At 37.6% G+C, this 16,046-nt stretch carries 19 protein-coding genes; 6 read left to right on the top strand and 13 right to left on the bottom strand.

Annotated elements, in window-relative coordinates; genetic code table 11:
* Positions 1-45: 45 nt before the first annotated feature.
* The 3 genes from IGI63_RS00540 to IGI63_RS00530 all read right to left on the bottom strand — a co-directional run bounded on the left by IGI63_RS00540 (position 46) and on the right by IGI63_RS00530 (position 3,095).
* On the bottom strand, positions 46-1,656 hold the full coding sequence (locus IGI63_RS00540; RefSeq protein ID WP_429975122.1) for a CTP synthase: 1,611 nt from the start codon (positions 1,654-1,656) through the stop codon (positions 46-48).
* A 307-nt stretch (positions 1,657-1,963) separates the two neighbouring features.
* Complete coding sequence (gene rpoE, locus IGI63_RS00535) at positions 1,964-2,581, bottom strand: DNA-directed RNA polymerase subunit delta (RefSeq protein WP_002357996.1); 618 nt, start codon at positions 2,579-2,581, stop codon at positions 1,964-1,966.
* Positions 2,582-2,657: 76 nt separating this feature from the next.
* Positions 2,658-3,095, bottom strand: coding sequence for a DUF1934 domain-containing protein (locus tag IGI63_RS00530; protein ID WP_002382132.1), 438 nt, complete (start codon positions 3,093-3,095; stop codon positions 2,658-2,660).
* 331 nt (positions 3,096-3,426) lie between these two features.
* Here IGI63_RS00530 and IGI63_RS00525 point away from each other — a divergent pair, with 331 nt between their 5' ends.
* The 3 genes from IGI63_RS00525 to yidA are packed head-to-tail and all read left to right on the top strand — an operon-like array spanning position 3,427 to position 6,440.
* Positions 3,427-4,242, top strand: a complete 816-nt coding sequence (locus IGI63_RS00525; protein WP_429975967.1) for a lipoate--protein ligase family protein — start codon at positions 3,427-3,429, stop codon at positions 4,240-4,242.
* The gene (locus IGI63_RS00520) at positions 4,239-5,609 is read left to right on the top strand and encodes a dNTPase (RefSeq protein ID WP_002357999.1); all 1,371 of its coding nucleotides are present in this window, start codon (positions 4,239-4,241) and stop codon (positions 5,607-5,609) included. The genes IGI63_RS00525 and IGI63_RS00520 overlap by 4 nt, the downstream gene beginning before the upstream one ends.
* 18 nt (positions 5,610-5,627) lie before the next feature.
* Positions 5,628-6,440: a sugar-phosphatase gene (gene yidA, locus IGI63_RS00515; protein WP_429975121.1), complete on the top strand. Its 813-nt coding sequence runs from the start codon at positions 5,628-5,630 to the stop codon at positions 6,438-6,440.
* 63 nt (positions 6,441-6,503) lie between these two features.
* Here the strand turns inward: yidA and IGI63_RS00510 are convergent, their stop codons facing one another.
* Positions 6,504-6,950 (bottom strand): NUDIX hydrolase, encoded by a 447-nt coding sequence (locus IGI63_RS00510; protein ID WP_002384709.1) that lies wholly within the window; start codon positions 6,948-6,950, stop codon positions 6,504-6,506.
* Between the two features lie 148 nt (positions 6,951-7,098).
* Here IGI63_RS00510 and gloA point away from each other — a divergent pair, with 148 nt between their 5' ends.
* Together gloA and IGI63_RS00500 are read left to right on the top strand one after the other, a co-directional pair.
* Positions 7,099-7,473: a lactoylglutathione lyase gene (gene gloA, locus IGI63_RS00505; protein ID WP_002358003.1), complete on the top strand. Its 375-nt coding sequence runs from the start codon at positions 7,099-7,101 to the stop codon at positions 7,471-7,473.
* 142 nt (positions 7,474-7,615) lie between these two features.
* Positions 7,616-8,338: a gamma-glutamyl-gamma-aminobutyrate hydrolase family protein gene (locus IGI63_RS00500; protein WP_002358005.1), complete on the top strand. Its 723-nt coding sequence runs from the start codon at positions 7,616-7,618 to the stop codon at positions 8,336-8,338.
* Positions 8,339-8,388: 50 nt separating this feature from the next.
* On the opposite strand, the gene IGI63_RS00495 is transcribed toward IGI63_RS00500, so the two are convergent.
* Together IGI63_RS00495 and IGI63_RS00490 are read right to left on the bottom strand one after the other, a co-directional pair.
* Positions 8,389-9,261 carry an aldo/keto reductase gene (locus IGI63_RS00495; protein WP_002384710.1) on the bottom strand — a complete coding sequence of 291 codons (873 nt, stop codon included), beginning with the start codon at positions 9,259-9,261 and terminating at the stop codon, positions 8,389-8,391.
* Between the two features lie 28 nt (positions 9,262-9,289).
* Positions 9,290-9,652 (bottom strand): hypothetical protein, encoded by a 363-nt coding sequence (locus IGI63_RS00490; protein ID WP_002358008.1) that lies wholly within the window; start codon positions 9,650-9,652, stop codon positions 9,290-9,292.
* Between the two features lie 169 nt (positions 9,653-9,821).
* Between IGI63_RS00490 and IGI63_RS00485 the strand changes: the two genes are divergently transcribed.
* Complete coding sequence (locus IGI63_RS00485; protein ID WP_002382128.1) at positions 9,822-10,742, top strand: mechanosensitive ion channel family protein; 921 nt, start codon at positions 9,822-9,824, stop codon at positions 10,740-10,742.
* 44 nt (positions 10,743-10,786) lie between these two features.
* Here IGI63_RS00485 and IGI63_RS00480 read toward each other — a convergent pair whose 3' ends face one another.
* The 7 genes from IGI63_RS00480 to IGI63_RS00450 all read right to left on the bottom strand — a co-directional run bounded on the left by IGI63_RS00480 (position 10,787) and on the right by IGI63_RS00450 (position 16,036).
* Positions 10,787-11,956: an N-acetyldiaminopimelate deacetylase gene (locus IGI63_RS00480; protein ID WP_016633450.1), complete on the bottom strand. Its 1,170-nt coding sequence runs from the start codon at positions 11,954-11,956 to the stop codon at positions 10,787-10,789.
* A gap of 36 nt (positions 11,957-11,992) precedes the next feature.
* Entirely contained in the window at positions 11,993-12,694 is a 702-nt protein-coding gene (gene dapD, locus IGI63_RS00475) for a 2,3,4,5-tetrahydropyridine-2,6-dicarboxylate N-acetyltransferase (protein ID WP_002358012.1), read from the bottom strand.
* An 80-nt stretch (positions 12,695-12,774) separates the two neighbouring features.
* Positions 12,775-13,263 (bottom strand): cyclic-di-AMP-binding protein CbpB, encoded by a 489-nt coding sequence (cbpB, locus tag IGI63_RS00470; protein WP_002358013.1) that lies wholly within the window; start codon positions 13,261-13,263, stop codon positions 12,775-12,777.
* A gap of 256 nt (positions 13,264-13,519) precedes the next feature.
* Positions 13,520-14,230 (bottom strand): L-ribulose-5-phosphate 4-epimerase, encoded by a 711-nt coding sequence (locus IGI63_RS00465; RefSeq protein WP_429975120.1) that lies wholly within the window; start codon positions 14,228-14,230, stop codon positions 13,520-13,522.
* Entirely contained in the window at positions 14,220-15,080 is an 861-nt protein-coding gene (locus IGI63_RS00460; protein ID WP_002386621.1) for an L-ribulose-5-phosphate 3-epimerase, read from the bottom strand. The genes IGI63_RS00465 and IGI63_RS00460 overlap by 11 nt, the downstream gene beginning before the upstream one ends.
* 4 nt (positions 15,081-15,084) lie before the next feature.
* The gene (locus tag IGI63_RS00455) at positions 15,085-15,723 is read right to left on the bottom strand and encodes a 3-keto-L-gulonate-6-phosphate decarboxylase UlaD (RefSeq protein ID WP_002381985.1); all 639 of its coding nucleotides are present in this window, start codon (positions 15,721-15,723) and stop codon (positions 15,085-15,087) included.
* 13 nt (positions 15,724-15,736) lie between these two features.
* Positions 15,737-16,036, bottom strand: coding sequence for a PTS sugar transporter subunit IIB (locus IGI63_RS00450; protein WP_002358018.1), 300 nt, complete (start codon positions 16,034-16,036; stop codon positions 15,737-15,739).
* Between the last annotated feature and the right edge of the window lie 10 nt (positions 16,037-16,046).

Genomic DNA, 16,046 nt, shown 5'->3' with positions numbered 1-16,046 from the left:
ATTAAAAATGGACGAAGTGAACTGAATCACTTCGTCCATTTTTGCTTATTTACTTTCTTTATTTGCCAAAGCTGCACCAACAAATCCTTTGATTAAGCGTTGTGGGCGATTTGGACGAGAAATTAATTCTGGGTGGAATTGACAAGCCACAAAGAATTGTTTTTCAGGAATTTCAACAATCTCAACTAAACGATTATCTGGTGAAACTCCAGAGAAAACTAAGCCATTTTCTTCAAATAATTGACGATATTTGTTGTTAAATTCATAACGATGACGGTGACGTTCTTGGACAACATCTTCATTTCCGTATGCTGCCGCAGTTTTCGTTCCTTTTTTCAATTTACATGGATATAAACCTAAACGTAGTGTGCCACCTAAATTCTCGATGTTTTCTTGATCTGCCATTAAATCAATAATGTTATTTGTCACGTCAGGATTAGTTTCTGCAGAACCAGCATCTTCTAAGCCCACAACGTTACGACCAAATTCTACACAGGCCATTTGCATACCTAAGCAAATGCCAAGGAATGGTACGTCATTTTCGCGAGCAAAACGAATCGCTTCAATTTTTCCTTCAATTCCACGATCACCAAAACCACCAGGAACCAAAATACCATCTGCTGAACCAATTCTTTCAGCGACATTTTCAGCAGTTAATTCTTGTGAATCAACCCAATCAATTTCGATATCTGAATCAAAATCAAACCCAGCATGTTTTAATGCTTCTACAACAGAAATATAGGCATCTGGTAATTCAACATATTTACCAACCAGCGCAATTTTTGTTTTCTTTTTCAAGTTAAGAACTTTTTCTTCTAATACACGCCACTCAGTCATGTCTGCAGCCGGTGCATCCAATTTTAAATGATCACAAACAATTTGATCCATGTTTTGTGCTTGAAGTGCTAATGGAATGGAGTATAACGTTTCAACATCACGAGATTCAATTACCGCTTCCGGATTAACATCACAGAATTGTGCTAATTTGTTTTTAGTGTTTTGAGAAACAGGTAATTCCGTACGGACCACTAAAATATTTGGTTGAATCCCTAAACTTCTTAATTCTTTGACACTATGTTGTGTTGGTTTAGTTTTCATTTCGCCAGCCGCTTTTAAGTAAGGAATCAAGGTTGTATGGATGTACATTACGTTGTCACTACCCATATCAGCTTTCATTTGACGCAATGCTTCTAGGAAAGGTAATGATTCGATGTCGCCGACAGTACCACCTACTTCTGTGATAATCACATCGGCATCCGTCATTTTCGCTGCACGCATGATTTTTTCTTTGATTTCATTGGTAATGTGTGGAATAACTTGCACTGTTGCACCTAAGTATTCCCCTTTACGTTCTTTACGTAAGACTTCTGAATAAATTTTCCCAGTGGTTACGTTTGAGTATTTATTTAAGTTAATATCAATAAAACGTTCATAGTGACCTAAGTCCAAATCTGTTTCGGCACCATCATCTGTGACAAAAACCTCTCCATGTTGGTAAGGACTCATTGTCCCCGGATCCACATTAATATATGGATCGAATTTTTGAATCGTTACTTTTAATCCACGATTTTTTAATAATCGTCCTAAAGATGCTGCGACAATCCCTTTTCCGATAGAAGAAACCACGCCACCTGTAACAAAGATGTATTTTGTCATAATAGTTAAAAACCCTTTCTTTGATAATATTTTGTAGAGAGAAGTAAAACAACTTTGAGACTCTTACGTTTCTCCAAATAAAAAAGAAACAAAAATAGAAAAGCTCCCTATCCATTACGAATAGGGAGCTTGTAAGTTCGTTCAAACTTCTGACCTTCTTAAAGGTGCCCAAGTAGTATAATACAAGCAAACGGACATCAGGTCAAGTACTTCTATTCAAGAAAATAATTTTTTCTATTTTCTCATTTTTCTTAAGCATTCAACTAAAAAGCTTGACTCCTTCTTAGGAATCAAGCTTTTTGGTTTCTTACTCTTCAGAATATTCGTCATCAAAATCGTCTTCATCTTCAACATCATCGTCATCAATGATTGTTAAATCTTCTTCGATTTGCGGAATGTCTTCTTCATCATCGTCTGAATCTGCACCAATCTCTTGTAAGTCAGAGTTGTATGCTTTGATTTCTTCATCTTCATCTTCTTCATCATCGTACAAGATGTCTTCTTCATCATCATTTGTTAATTCAGCATCTTCTGGATCGTCATCGTTATAGTCAATTACATCTTCATCGTTTGGATTAGTGATGAAGGCATTTACTTTTTTACGTTTTCTACGACGTGGTGCATCTTCTTCGTCTTCTTCCAAGCCATGTGTAACTTCTTCATCGATTGAATCGATTGGATACCATGAACGTAAGCCCCAACGATTGTCTCCCAATGAGATAAAGCTACCGTCGATGTTTAAATCTGTATAAAATTGTGCTAATTGGTCACGAATTTCACTATCAGACTTGCCAAGATAATTTTGGATTTGGTTAACTAAATCAGAAAAATCCATTACATCTGCATGTTGTTCTAAAATAGCGTGTGCTACTTCAATCATGGATAATTCTTTTTTGTTTAACCCTTCAAATACATTAATTTCCAAGAGGTACACGTCCTTTCACAGTCTACTCCTTATCATACAAAAACATTGAAAAAAAATCAATTCTATTCTGCAATATTTATGCAGTAAATTCTAATTCTAAATGATATTCTCCGATTCGCTCTGTTTGAGAGTATAAATCATAATCAACTAAAATCTTACCAGACATTGGTTGATCTTTTAAACTAACACGCAAATTATGTGTAAACGTACTAATCTGTAGCAAGCCATAAGGGGTTCGATAACTTGTATCTAATTTTTCCTGATAGCCAAATCTTAAACGCATCCGTAATTCACCGGCACGAATCAGCTGAACATGCCCGTCTGGTTCAATTTTAATGGTTACGGGGGTTGGCTCTGTATCCTCTAATAATTCTTCTTTGTAACGAATGTATAATGTATCACCCATTTTTACTAATTGACCTTCTAAGTCAAAGAAAAAATCTTTTTGTTCGTTGCCTTGTTGGACAATCGTTTTTAGTTGAATCGATACAGGAACGCCTGTTGATAAATCCATAATGGTCACTCCTTTTCCAAAATATAACTTTCTTATTGTTGACTTTTTCAATGTATTTGTCAACTAAAGTCAATTTTTCCTTGCTTATGTACCTTTTCTTATTGTATAAGCTCTTTTCACGGGTTGCAAGCATTTGTTTCATCTATTTAATAAGAAAACCGTTTACTATTTTAGAGAATTCCTTCAGAATTCGTTTATATAACATGCTTTTTTGCGTTTTTTGTATATAATATAAGAGAGAGTAAGAAAATAAACGTATTAAATGACGTAATTATAAATAGACAGGACGTTTTTTATGAGCACAACTTTTCCCCTTCACACCGAATCATTTATGCTCCTTGATTCAGGTTGTTTAACAAACAGTGACTATTTTTTACCTTTTGCCTTGACCGATGTTTTAACTACTTTTTCAGGAATGCAGCACCAACCAATCATTCATTTCTGGCAATTGGATCAAGCAATGATTCTTGGCATGAAAGATACCCGTGTACCACATCTAAAAGAAGGCATCGCTTCTCTGCAAGAAAACGATTATTCTGTAGTCGTTCGCAATGCCGGCGGTTTAGGTGTGATTGCCGATTCGGGTATTTTAAATGTTTCACTTATTTTACCAAATAATTCTGAACACAAATTAAGTATCGATGCGGCTTATGAATTAATGTGGGCTTGGCTCCGTCAGAGTTTTCCAGAGAAAGAGATTGACGCCTTTGAAATTACTACATCCTATTGTCCCGGTACTTATGATTTAAGTATTGGCGGTCAAAAGTTTGCTGGGATTGCCCAACGGCGCGTCAAAGACGGTATTTCTGTCATGATTTACATCAGCGTTAACGGCAATCAACTTGCTCGTGGAGAAGTGGTTCGAGACTTTTACCTTGCTGGGTTACAAGAACAATTTGGTGAAAACGGCTATCCACCCGTTGATCCAGCAGTGATGGCAAATTTAGAAACCCTGATTGAGACTCCATTAACAATAGACGCCGTAAAAACCCGTTTAATCGAAGCATTACCTCAACAATTTGAAAAATCTATTGATCCAAACTTAACCGAACCAATTATAACCTCGGAATGGTTCCAAACAAATTTAACTGTCCAGCTGAAAAAAATGGCGCAACGAAACGCCTTAATTAAAGGAGAGATCGTATGACGATTCCGTATAAAGAGCAACGATTACCAATCGAAAAAGTTTTCCGTGATCCCGTCCATAATTATATTCATGTCCAACATCAAGTGATTTTAGACCTTATTAATTCTGCTGAAGTGCAACGATTACGTCGCATTAAGCAACTAGGTACTTCTTCTTTTACGTTTCACGGTGCCGAACATAGTCGTTTTTCCCATTCTTTGGGTGTTTACGAAATTACACGTCGGATTTGTGAGATTTTCCAACGTAACTACTCTGTGGAACGATTAGGTGAAAATGGCTGGAATGACGACGAGCGCCTGATTACACTTTGCGCAGCTTTATTACATGATGTCGGTCATGGTCCTTATTCACATACATTCGAGCATATTTTTGATACAAACCATGAAGCAATCACGGTCCAAATCATCACCTCACCAGAAACGGAAGTCTATCAAATTTTAAACCGTGTTTCGGCAGATTTTCCTGAAAAAGTCGCCAGCGTTATTACTAAACAATACCCAAATCCTCAAGTGGTGCAAATGATTTCTAGTCAAATTGATGCCGATCGCATGGACTATCTGTTACGTGATGCATACTTTACAGGGACGGAATACGGAACCTTCGATTTAACTAGAATCTTACGTGTGATTCGACCCTACAAAGGAGGCATTGCCTTTGCTATGAATGGGATGCATGCGGTGGAAGACTATATCGTTAGTCGTTACCAAATGTATGTCCAAGTCTATTTCCATCCTGTTTCTCGTGGGATGGAAGTGATTCTTGATCATTTATTGCATCGGGCGAAAGAATTATTTGAAAACCCTGAATTTGACTATGATTTACAAGCCTCTCTGCTTGTACCATTCTTTAAAGGGGACTTCACCTTACAAGAATATTTAAAATTAGATGATGGCGTCCTCTCTACGTACTTTACACAATGGATGGATGTGCCTGATTCAATTCTAGGTGATTTAGCCAAACGTTTTCTTATGCGTAAGCCTCTGAAGTCAGCCACCTTTACGAACGAAAAAGAGAGCGCAGCAACGATTGCTTATTTAAGGGAATTGATTGAAAAAGTTGGTTTCAACCCTAAATATTATACTGCCATTAATTCAAGCTATGATTTACCTTACGATTTTTATCGTCCAAATAAAGACCGTCATCGTACACAAATTGAATTGATGCAAAAAGATGGCTCATTAGTGGAATTGGCAACGGTCAGTCCCCTAGTTGCAGCACTTGCTGGTCAAAGTCAAGGAGATGAACGTTTCTATTTCCCTAAAGAAATGCTTGACCAAGGAAATAAAAAACATTACGATTTATTTGATGAGACGTATCGTGAGTTTTCAAGTTACATTCATAATGGTGCGTTAGTTTTAAAAAAATAGGTTTTCTAGGAGGATTCTATGTCAATTAAGTTAGTTGCTATTGATATCGACGGAACATTGCTAAATTCACAACACAAGATTACCCCACGGGTCAAAGAAGCGCTCCAAAAAGCAAATGAGCAAGGCGTTCGTATTGTTTTATGTACAGGCCGTCCTTTGCCAGGCGTGAAAGAACAATTGGATGAATTAGCCTTATATGGTGAAAATGATTTCGTGATTACCTACAACGGTTCGCTTGTCCAAGCAACCAAAGATAATACGATTATTTCACGCTATACCTTGAGTTATGAGGATTTTTTAGAAATTGAAATGTATTCTCGTAAAGTCGGCGCTCACTTGCACACAATTGATGATTCCGCTATTTACACTGCCAATCGCAATATTGGTAAATATACGATTCACGAAGCATCTTTAGTGAACATGCCTTTGAAATATCGTACGGTGGATGAAATGACACCAGAGATGAACATTATTAAAATGATGATGATTGATGAGCCGGAAGTTTTAGATCCTGCCATTGCAAAATTACCATTACATTTTACCGAAAAATATACGACTGTTAAAAGTACGCCTTTTTACTATGAAATCATGAATAAAAATGCTAGCAAAGGCAATGCTCTAGCAAAATTGGCAGACCATTCAGGCTTAAATAAAGACGAAGTGATGGCCATTGGTGACAATGAAAATGACTTATCCATGATTGATTACGCTGGGATTGGTGTTGCGATGGGCAATGCGACAGAAAATGTTAAAACAATTGCCGATGTGCATACCACTAGTAATGACGAAGATGGTGTCGCTCAAATTATTGAAAAAATGGTTTTAATTTGAACATTCTTTTCAATAACAATAACCCTCAATCTAACCAACATAGATTGAGGGTTATTCGTTATTTTATGATGATGCCGCTAGCCATTTTTCAACGGCCCAGCGGTGGCTTCCTCTTTTTAATAAACGGACTGCTTCTTCTGGTGCAACCCAGTGTAAAGTATTGGTCCTTTCTAAGGGTTCGCTAAGTTGCCGCCAAGTATTCGCTACATAAAAATAGCCAGGATTATAATAGGCAGTTTGGCGATGGTTCGAATAAAAATATTCATCAGCTTCCCCTAAATAACAGCCAATTTCTACACTAATTCCCAATTCTTCTAGCACTTCTCGATGGATCGCTTCTTCTTTCGTTTCGGTGCCTTCAATTTCGCCTCCTGGTAAAAAATAAGCTCCATTTGGCGCTTGTACCAGAACCATTGTGTTATTTTCTGGCTTTGAAACAATAATGTATGCAGCATATCTTGTTTGATAGGTCAATGTCTCTTCTCTTTTTCCAAACGTTGGCGTTTTCATTGGCGCACCTCTTCTCTTTTAATCTATTTTACCTGAGAAATTCCTTTAGAACAAGTCAGAAACCAAGCGTTTTTCTCTACATTTCACGTTTATCTATGCTACTATTAACGTTGGAAATATAATTAAGTTTGAAAGGGAGTTTTTAACTATGAAAATGGCTCATACATGTGTGCGTGTAAAAGATTTAGAGGCATCATTAGATTTCTATCAAAAAGCCTTCAATTTTGAAGAAAGTCGCCGTCGTGATTTTCCAGAAAATAAATTTACTTTGGTTTATCTAACTTTACCAGGAGACGACTACGAACTAGAACTAACTTATAATTATGATCATGAAGCATACGATTTAGGAAACGGTTATGGTCATATCGCCATCAGTACAGATGATTTAGAAGGATTACACGAAAAACATCAAGCGGCTGGCTTAACTGTTACTGACTTAAAAGGCTTACCTGGAACTGCACCATCTTATTACTTTGTTGTCGACCCAGATGGTTATAAAATCGAAGTCATTCGTGAACGTTAAAAAGTTTCACTTGTTCACTTACTGAGCTTTTTGTGTTTGAGAGCTGTCCGAGACAAAACTTGTCTCGACTTCTTCTCAAACACTTTTTTCAAAAAAAGTGCTACAATAGAACGTATGAATTTATTGAGGATGTGATGTTATTATGACAAAAAAAATTATTGGAATCGCTGGCAATCAACTTTTGCAGGCAGCTGAAGTGTTTCACGGTAACCAAGTGACTTACACCCCACAAGGTTTTGTTAGCGCTGTTCAAGCCGCAGGTGGCGTTCCTCTCGTTTTGCCAATTGGCCCCAAAGAATTAGCCGCTACGTATATACAACAAATTGATAAACTACTTTTAGCAGGCGGTCAAGATGTTGCCCCTGAATTTTACGGACAAGAACCCCATATAAAATTAGAAGAAACGAATCGTGATCGTGACGAGTTTGAGTTAGCCCTAATTGAAGAAGCCTTAAAACAAAACAAACCTATTTTTGCGGTTTGCCGTGGAATGCAATTAGTCAATGTTGCTTTAGGTGGCACATTATATCAAGATTTATCGATGTATCCTCAATGGTCAGTTAAGCACGGACAACAACCCACTCAACCAATCTTTGCGACGCATCGTATTGATGTTGAACCAGACAGTCAATTATCAAACATATATGGTACAACTGGTCAAGTCAACTCGTACCATCACCAAGCACTACATACTTTAGGAAAAGATTTACGCGTTACTGCTTGGTCCTCTGATGGCCTTGCAGAAGCAGTGGAATCAACAAATGAACAGCAGCCTTTATTAGCTGTTCAATGGCATCCTGAACTAATGTACGCACGTGATGCCAAATCCCAAGCACTCTTTAACTACTTTGTTCAAAAATTATAGTAAAAACGGAGGGACGTCTTTCGCCCCTCCGTTTTTGCTTGCTATCATACTTAAAAATCAAAATTATCTGGATCTGCACCAAAACGATGATCCTTATTTAACTGATTAATTGCGGTTATTTCTTCTGGCGTTAATTCAAAATCAAAGACAGCAAAATTTTCCTGAATTCTTTTTTCGTGAACAGATTTGGGAATCACGATAATATCATTTTGTAAGTGCCAACGAATAATCACTTGGGCCGCTGATTTACCATATTTTTCACCAATTTTCACTAGTACTGGTTCAGATAATAAATTACCTTGTCCTAGAGGAGACCAAGCCTCCACGGCAATCTTATTTTCGGCTAAATATTTTCGTAGCGGTTCTTGTGTTAACGTAGGATGTAATTCAATTTGATCCACCATTGGCACAACATTTGCTTCTGTTAATAAATCTTCCAAATGATGTTGATGAAAATTGGAAACGCCAATTGCTTTGGCACGACCACTTGCGTAAATTTCTTCTAATGCTTTCCATGATTCTTTATATTTACCAGCAACAGGCCAGTGAATTAAATATAAATCAACATAGTCTAACCCTAATTTTTCTAAGCTTTTATCAAACGCTTTAATCGCATTTTCATAGCCTTGATCTTCATTCCATAATTTCGTCGTCACGAAAATTTCTTCGCGGGGAATACCCGATTGACGAATGCCTTCGCCCACCCCTACTTCGTTTTTATAAACGGCTGCCGTATCAATCAAGCGATAACCCGCTTTTAAAGCCCATTTTACTGAATTTGTTGCTTCTGAGCCATCTTCTACACGCCAAACACCTAAACCTAGGCGTGGCATTTCATTGCCGTTTGCTAATTTTTTTGTTTTATCCAAAGTCATGTGTTTCTTCAGTCCCTTCATTTTCATTACTTTTAGTATACTACGCATTCTTCTTTCACGAAACAATCACGACTTGTCAGGTCATTTTCTTTATTTTTAATAAATAACGACGCCAATAAGTCAGCACTCCGATTAGTGCCACAACTACAATTGTTCGACCGCTAACGCTTCCAATCCACAGTTTAACTGCAAGTAACCAGATACAAAAGAGATAAACACAGGACCAATTAAAGGAAACTTTCAATGTACATGATTCCGCAATTTCGATTATCTGACTACTAAAAAAACGACTCCCTAATCGTAAAGCGACTGGATTATGGAAGATGAATGTTCGTCGCTTGTCAGCCGTCAAGCGAGTAGCACATCGCTCATCAATAAAAATTGTTACAGGTAATTTAGAAAGTAAATCATTTTTTGCCCATTCAATTGAAACTTTCACGCAGCACTCACAACCTTTAACAAAATTATAAAATATATTATTTATTTACAAAATTATAACATTCCTAAAAAAACATGTTAAGTCTTTAAAAAAACTTTCTATTTTCTTCCCCTTTCGCCGAGAGATTTAGTATACTAAAAGAAGAAATTTTAGAGAAAGTTGGATTTTTATGTTGATACTTGGTTTAGCCAGTACTGAAACAGTCGATTCTTCTGCTCCTGATTTAGCAGAAGCGACCGTAAAAAAAGTGAGCGCGCTACAACGCTTTTGGAACAATATTAATTGGGATGCCATTGTCGCTACCTTAATTGAAAAAAGTTTATCAATTTTATTTTTAATTTTTCTATTTTTTATTATTCAGCGAATCGGGAAATATTTAATTGATCGCACCTATGCAAATTATAGTAAAAAGCAACATTTTAGTGAAAGCCGTTTAAAAACGTTACACACTTTAATTATTAATGCATTTCAATATACGCTGTTCTTTTTCTTCATCTATTCTCTTTTGACCATTGTCGGTGTGCCTGTTGGCTCATTATTAGCCGGAGCGGGAATTGCCGGTGTTGCCATTGGTTTAGGGGCTCAAGGATTCATGAATGACTTAATTACCGGATTTTTCATTATTTTAGAACAACAAATGGATGTAGGCGATTATATTCGCTTATTGGCGTTAAATATTGAAGGAACAGTTACTTCTGTCGGATTACGAACCACTCAAATTAAAGCGGTTGATGGAACTGTTCATTTTATTCCAAACCGAAACATCACCACAATCAGTAACCTGTCTCGTGCCAATATGCAAGTGTTAATTGATGTCCGCATCAATCCTGAAGAAGGTTATGAAAAAATTTGTGAAGTGATTACAGAAGTCAATGAAACGTTAAAAGAAAAGTATATCGAAAGTATTCAAACTGGGCCAGATATTTTTGGTATGGTCGATTTAGGCAATGGCAACTTTGCGGTGCGAACGACCATGTATGTACTAAACGGCAAACAATTTGCGGTCAAAGAAGAATTTCTAGCTCAATATATCAAAGCATTAACAGAGGCCGGCTTTACGATTCCCAATACGCCCATTATTGCAAAATAAAAAACAGCCACCAGATACTTATTAGTTATCTGGTGGCTGTTTTTCTAATTGTCCAATGATTTTAAAAACCCACTAACTGCCTTCACTCCAAACAATAACGCCTCTTCGTTGGGTTCAAACTTGGCAGAATGAAGGCTATAAGGACTTGCCACGCCTAACCAAAACATCGTGCCTGGGACTTTAGACAATAGATAGCCAAAATCTTCACCTGTCATTGCAACCGGTGCTTGTTGAAATTGAACTGTTGCTTGTTTGCTCATGTATTCAATCAAATTCGTGGTACATGCTGGCTCATTCACTACAGGTAAATACCCTTTTTGATCAAGATGAACAGTTACTTCACATTGAAAAGATTGTGCAATACCTTCACTAATTTCGCGAATTCTTCGCTGCGTTTGTTCATTAGTTTCTGCTGTCAATGTGCGAATTGTACCAGATAAAGTTGCTTCTTCGGCAATCACATTGCAGGCAGTCCCTGCATGAAAAGTCCCAAAAGTAACGACTGCCCCAACCACAGGATCAACATTTCGACTAACGATCGTTTGCGCTTGCTGAATTAAATTGGTGGCCGCTAAGACCATATCATTCGCTTGATGCGGAAAAGCCGCATGTCCACCTTTTCCTTTTAAGGTAATGTTCACTTCACAAGTGGCAGCAAACAATGTCCCTACTCTGGTACTAATAGTTCCGACTGGCAAATCAGGATTAACATGAAGCGCATAAAATTCATCAGGTAACCACTCACCAAACGCATGGTCTTCATACATCAACATCCCCCCTGCTTCATTTTCTTCAGCAGGTTGAAATAAAAATAAAAAGTTATTGTCTGGTTGCTGTTGACTTAATTCTTTCAAAACCCCTAAACCGATTGTCATGTGAAAATCGTGCCCACAGGCATGCATAAACCCTGGTCGTTTTGATTGAAAAGCAGAAACCACTTCCTCTTGAATAGGTAAACCATCAATATCAGCACGCCAGCCGATGGTTTTCTGAGGATTTTTGCCTTCTATGAAGACTAAAATCCCAGTTTGCCATGTTCGAACTTGCAGATAAGGTTGCTTCATTTTATCAATTTCATTAAGTAAAAAGGCTTGTGTTTCCTTTTCTTCTAAACCGATTTCAGGTATTTGATGTAGTTGCCGTCTAATCGCAATTAATTCTTCTTGCTCCACAAAAGCCACTCCTTCATTTTTTGGGTAATCGAAAGCCGCCATGAAGAAGTTTCTTCATCGCGACTGACTAATTTATTTTTAGAGTTTACGTAATTCTTCTAAAATCTCTGTTTTACTCTTGGTTTTATCATCAATTTGTTTAATTACTTTTGCTGGCACGCCTGCAACAACGGTATGCGCTGGAACGTCTTCCACAACTACTGCCCCAGCAGCCACAACGGCACCTTCACCAACACGAACCCCTTCTAGTACGACCGCATTCGCTCCAATGACAACCTCGTTTTCAATAACCACAGGTGCGGCACTTGGTGGTTCAATGACACCAGCTAAAACCGTTCCTGCACCAATATGACAATGCTTCCCTACAGTTGCACGACCGCCCAAAACAGCGCCCATATCAATCATAGTCCCTGCACCAACGACGGCGCCAATATTTAGAATAGCCCCCATCATAATCACCGCTTGATCGCCAATTTCAACTTTTTCGCGAATCAAAGCACCTGGTTCAATCCGAGCATTAATGTCTTTCAGATCAAGAAAAGGAATTGCTGAGTTACGTGCATCGTTTTCTACAACATAATCCTCAATTTTTTCTTTGTTTGCTTCTAAAAAAGGTTTTACGTCAGCCCAATCGCCAAACAATGTCCCAGTTTTACAATTATTAAAGACCTTAATTGTTTCCGGAAACGTGACTTCTTTTAATTGCCCTTTCAGTGTTACTTTAACAGGCGTTTGCTTTTTGGCATCGCCAATATACTGAATAATCTCATATGCGTCCAATCACAGCACTCCTTTACTTCGTGTTATCATACAGAATAACGCATTTATGAGAAAAAAGTAAAGAGTTTCTTGCGTTTTATTTAAATTACTTTCATTTCTTCTTCTGATTTAGGCAGAACAAGATGATGTTTTTCTAATTCATGCGCCATATGATTGACCGCTTTTAAAATTTCTTTGCGTGTAATGATACCTTTAAAGCGTTGATTATCATCAACCACTGGTAAAAAAGAAGCATCTACTAATAAATGTAACACTTCTTCTAAATCCCACGATTCACCAATTACAGGAACATTGACTTCCATTACATCGGCCACAGTAAATTCATTCAATTTTTCAAAATCCACTGAAGTCAAATCAAACATTTTATCTACAACGTCTGTCAAGCCAATTAAGCCAACAAAGCGATCTCCCTTATCTAACACAGGAATCTTGGAATAGCGAACTTGCGATAAGACTAATGCCGCGTGACTTAATGGATTTAAACACATTACGTTGGCGACATTTTCGGCGGGTACTAAAAATGTTTCTTGTTTTTCTAATAATAATTCTTTTACAGCAGTCCCTATCATGATTGGGTTGCCTCCATTTCTAATTCTTTAACACGTAACTTATTGTACCTAATTCTGCGGAAAAAGTCTTGGAATTCGCAAATTCTTCATAACTTAACAAACGAAAATTAACGTTTTGTTCTATTCTCTCCAAAAAAAGAGAACGCTTTCTTAAAAAAATAAAAACTTAGTTGTCCCATAACAGACAACTAAGTTTTTATAAAAGACCAATTAATCAGTCAATTATCCTTCTTTTTCACACGTTTCATCACAGCTATCACTGACCATAATAAGCGGAAATCCCATGTTTTCTAAGATAGTGTTTATCCAATAAAAAATGATCAATTGGTTCAACAGCTGGATTAATTATTTCCGTCAAACGGGCCATTGAACAGATTTCATCTAAAATCAAGCTGTTTTCAACTGCTTTTTCCGGAGTCATTCCCCAAGTAAATGGGCCATGTCCATAAACTAGCACTCCTGGAATTGCTAAAGGATCTAGTTCTTGTTCATGAAATGTTTCAACAATGACTTTGCCAGTCTCTTCTTCATAGTTTTCTTTAATTTCACTTTCAGAGAGCGCTCTTGTGCAAGGTACAGCGCCATAAAAAGCATCCGCATGGGTGGTACCGTAAGGAGGTAAGGCTCGCCCTGTTTGAGCCCACGTAACACTATTCAGGGAGTGCGTGTGCGCAATCGCTCCAATTTCTGGCATTTTTTGATAAAGATAAAGATGCGTGGGTAAATCAGAAGACGGCTTTAATGCATTGGTTTCCAATAGTTGTCCGTTTAAATCAGTCACTACCATCTGTTCCTTGGACATTTCTTGATACTTGACGCCGCTTGGTTTAATTACGATAATCCCTAATGACCGATTGATTTCACTAACATTGCCCCACGTTAATTTGACTAAGCCCAGTTTTGGCAAAGCCAGATTCGCTTCATAAACACGTTGTTTCATTGCTTGGATGATCGCTTTATTGTTCATAATAACCCACCTCTGCTAATTTGGGATAGAGATACTGCTGCGCGGCTTGAATTTTTTCTTGAAAATTCAAATCCGTTTCATTCCACATTTCAATTAAAAAAGGACCACTATAGTTTAACCGCTTGAGTGTTTTCAATAAGCCTGTAAAATCAACACAGCCTTCTCCAAAAGTAACTTCCCGAAACTTCCCTTCAAATGTGTCTGTTACAGCGAAGGTATCTTTTAAGTGAATAGCAGCGATTTCAGCAATTCCCTTTTCAAGCTCAACCGCCGGATTATTTTCCGGCCAAGCAGACAAATTACCTAAATCAGGATAAACATGCAAAAAAGGAGACGGAATTTGTTCCTTAATTTCTAGAAATTTTTGTATGCTATTCATAAAAGGGTCATCCATAATCTCAACAGCCAGAATGACACCGTATTGTGCAGCTTCCTCAACGCCCTTTTTCAGACCTTGAAGAAAAAATTCCCTTGTTTCGGCAGTTTTTTCTTCGTAAAAGACGTCATAGCCAGCTATTTGAATTACCCGTATGTTTAATTGATGAGCCAAACGAATCGCTTGAGATAAAATTTTCCGTCCTTTTTCACGTGTTTCTTTATTTAAAGAGCCTAAAGGGAACCGCCGATGACCACTTAAGCACAAAGAATGGATAAAAAAATCTTCTTTCACCATTAATTGAGAAAATTCTTGTAACTGGCTTGGTGTCCAAGCCAATCGTGCTAAACGTTCATCGGATTCATCAATTGACATTTCTAAAAAATCAAATCCTAACTTTTTGGCCCATGTTAATCGTTCCGCCCAAGTTAAATTTTGCGGGAGTGCTTTTTCATATAGTCCAATTCGTGCCATTTTATCACTTCCAAATCTGATCGATTTTTTTTTGAAAATCTTTGGCTGCTTGTTCAGGATTTTTTGATTCGGTAATCCCACGGCCCGCAATAAATGTTGCAACTGCCATTGTTTGAAACAGTTCAAGCGTTTCGACAGTTAAACCACCTGTGACGGACACTTCAAAACCTAAGTCAATTAGTTCTTGAACTTTATTCAAATCTTTTTCTCCCCAGCTGCCGCCAGCTAAAAGAGCATCTCTACTTTGATGATAAATCACCTGATTAATCCCTAATTCTCGCCATTGTCGAGCTTGTTGCATTGTCCAATTTCCATATAGTTCTACTTGTAATTCTCGGACTTCTTTTTGAGCTGCAGCCATCGTTGGTAAGGTGGCGCAACAAATGACCGTCATGAAATCAGCGCCTGCTTGTGCGACATTACGAGCAACTGTACCGCCCGCATCAGCACATTTTGTATCAGCAACAATCGTTTTATTAGGAAACATGCGTTTTAAACAACGAATTGCTTTTTGGCCTTCTTGTAAACACAAAATAGTGCCAACTTCGATAATATCGACAATTTCTCCGACTTTCATACAATCTGCTAAAGCGTCTTCTAAGCTATTATGATCTAAAGCGATTTGTAAGTTTGGTCTTTTCATCTTTCCCATCCTTTTATTCAGATTTTTGATAACGATCTGAAGCCATATATTTTTCTTGAATTTCTTTTGCAGACATTACATTTTTAATGCCAATCACTGTGACTCCACGTTTTTCTGCTTGCTGAAACATTTGTAAAAAATTGACTGGAGTAAAAACAACGTCGTATTGGCTAGCAGAGCTTTTTCCTTCTGAAATGGCGCAATGATGAATTTTTGTAATCGGTACGCCTAGTTCTTTCATTGCTTTTTCAACACTCCGCATCATCATTAGACTCGTGCCAGAACCATTGGCACAGGAAACAAGTATTCTCATTTTAAATTCC

The organism is Enterococcus sp. DIV0086 (genome assembly GCF_050498705.1).
Classification (GTDB): domain Bacteria; phylum Bacillota; class Bacilli; order Lactobacillales; family Enterococcaceae; genus Enterococcus; species Enterococcus faecalis.
Note: the sequence above shows the minus strand (reverse complement) of the source record. Positions and strands in the feature narration are given on the sequence as shown.

What these genes read in the sequence shown, in the direction of transcription:
- IGI63_RS00460 (WP_002386621.1), bottom strand. Translation starts at nt 15,080, where the DNA reads ATGGCACGAATTGGACTATATGAAAAAGCACTCCCGCAAAATTTAACT.
- IGI63_RS00525 (WP_429975967.1), top strand. Translation starts at nt 3,427, where the DNA reads ATGCTCCTTGATTCAGGTTGTTTAACAAACAGTGACTATTTTTTACCT.
- IGI63_RS00485 (WP_002382128.1), top strand. Translation starts at nt 9,822, where the DNA reads ATGTTGATACTTGGTTTAGCCAGTACTGAAACAGTCGATTCTTCTGCT.
- IGI63_RS00455 (WP_002381985.1), bottom strand. Translation starts at nt 15,723, where the DNA reads ATGAAAAGACCAAACTTACAAATCGCTTTAGATCATAATAGCTTAGAA.
- IGI63_RS00520 (WP_002357999.1), top strand. Translation starts at nt 4,239, where the DNA reads ATGACGATTCCGTATAAAGAGCAACGATTACCAATCGAAAAAGTTTTC.
- IGI63_RS00480 (WP_016633450.1), bottom strand. Translation starts at nt 11,956, where the DNA reads ATGGCGGCTTTCGATTACCCAAAAAATGAAGGAGTGGCTTTTGTGGAG.
- IGI63_RS00540 (WP_429975122.1), bottom strand. Translation starts at nt 1,656, where the DNA reads ATGACAAAATACATCTTTGTTACAGGTGGCGTGGTTTCTTCTATCGGA.
- cbpB (WP_002358013.1), bottom strand. Translation starts at nt 13,263, where the DNA reads ATGATAGGGACTGCTGTAAAAGAATTATTATTAGAAAAACAAGAAACA.
- IGI63_RS00500 (WP_002358005.1), top strand. Translation starts at nt 7,616, where the DNA reads ATGACAAAAAAAATTATTGGAATCGCTGGCAATCAACTTTTGCAGGCA.
- IGI63_RS00450 (WP_002358018.1), bottom strand. Translation starts at nt 16,036, where the DNA reads ATGAGAATACTTGTTTCCTGTGCCAATGGTTCTGGCACGAGTCTAATG.
- gloA (WP_002358003.1), top strand. Translation starts at nt 7,099, where the DNA reads ATGAAAATGGCTCATACATGTGTGCGTGTAAAAGATTTAGAGGCATCA.
- IGI63_RS00530 (WP_002382132.1), bottom strand. Translation starts at nt 3,095, where the DNA reads ATGGATTTATCAACAGGCGTTCCTGTATCGATTCAACTAAAAACGATT.
- IGI63_RS00510 (WP_002384709.1), bottom strand. Translation starts at nt 6,950, where the DNA reads ATGAAAACGCCAACGTTTGGAAAAAGAGAAGAGACATTGACCTATCAA.
- yidA (WP_429975121.1), top strand. Translation starts at nt 5,628, where the DNA reads ATGTCAATTAAGTTAGTTGCTATTGATATCGACGGAACATTGCTAAAT.
- IGI63_RS00495 (WP_002384710.1), bottom strand. Translation starts at nt 9,261, where the DNA reads ATGCGTAGTATACTAAAAGTAATGAAAATGAAGGGACTGAAGAAACAC.
- IGI63_RS00465 (WP_429975120.1), bottom strand. Translation starts at nt 14,230, where the DNA reads ATGAACAATAAAGCGATCATCCAAGCAATGAAACAACGTGTTTATGAA.